We start from the raw sequence: 237 nt of genomic DNA on the forward strand, positions 1-237 counted from the left end.
GTCATGTCGAAAGCCTGTCCGCTCGCGTTCGACTGGACATCGGCCGTCAGGAACAGCCCCTTGCCCGCACGCAGTACCCCGCGTTCGTCGGTCCTGACCTCGAACCCTTCACCGCGCACCGCCTTCCGGCTGTCGACGAGATAGCCGAGATTGACCTGAGTCTTGCCGCCATAGTCCGTCGACAGCTTGATGCCTTCGCGTCCTTTCCGATCCTCGAAACGAAGCTTGTTGTTTGCC

1 protein-coding gene is annotated in these 237 nt (G+C 61.2%); it reads right to left on the reverse strand.

The window, feature by feature from the left end; all coding sequences use genetic code 11:
• Positions 1–237: type VI secretion system Vgr family protein (locus SB751_RS35170; RefSeq protein ID WP_410749636.1), on the reverse strand; the 237-nt coding region annotated here is incomplete at both ends.

Source organism: Cupriavidus sp. SIMBA_020 (assembly GCF_046535395.1).
GTDB classification, from domain to species: Bacteria; Pseudomonadota; Gammaproteobacteria; order Burkholderiales; family Burkholderiaceae; genus Cupriavidus; species Cupriavidus campinensis.